Annotated in this window: 1 protein-coding gene; it reads right to left on the bottom strand. The window is 50.9% G+C overall.

Translation table 11 applies throughout. From position 1 onward, the window contains the following. Positions 1 to 32: 32 nt before the first annotated feature. Complete coding sequence (locus NK662_RS24820) at positions 33 to 323, bottom strand: hypothetical protein (protein ID WP_254761387.1); 291 nt, start codon at positions 321 to 323, stop codon at positions 33 to 35. Positions 324 to 529 lie beyond the last annotated feature (206 nt).

Below are 529 nucleotides of genomic sequence, written 5' to 3'. Positions count from 1 at the left end.
GGACCCGAAGGCTATGCATGGCGCTCATCATCTCAAAAGCTCTTCTTCTTCTCCTTAGTTGATTTCATCTTCAGTTGCTTGAGCTTAATTACAGACTGAGAGAAGATGTCTTGCAGCTGTGGATCTAGCTGCAGCTGCGGCTCAAACTGCTCCTGCGGAAAGAAGTACCCTGACCTGGAAGAGAAGAGCAGCAGCACCAAGGCCACCGTCGTGCTGGGTGTGGCGCCGGAGAAGAAGGCGCAGCAGTTTGAGGCGGCCGCAGAGTCCGGCGAGACCGCCCATGGCTGCAGCTGCGGTTCCAGCTGCAGGTGCAACCCTTGCAACTGCTAAGATGCCTGCCTGCATCTACCATCTATCATGTGTGCGTGTGAATTGTGATGCAGAAAAATAAAGAAGCTTGGCCATTTGGGTTGGTGCTTGACCAATATATATGGGGTGTGTGTGTGTGTGTGATGGGTTAATCGATGTGCTATGTTATTGGTTTCACTATTCACGTACTATGCTTGTAATGGTGTATCCACAGATGAAG

Origin of the sequence: Ectobacillus ponti (assembly GCF_024294785.1) — a bacterium.
GTDB classification, from domain to species: domain Bacteria; phylum Bacillota; class Bacilli; order Bacillales; family Bacillaceae_G; genus Ectobacillus; species Ectobacillus ponti.
The sequence above is the reverse complement of the archived record's forward strand: the minus strand, read 5'-3'. Positions and strand labels throughout refer to the sequence as shown.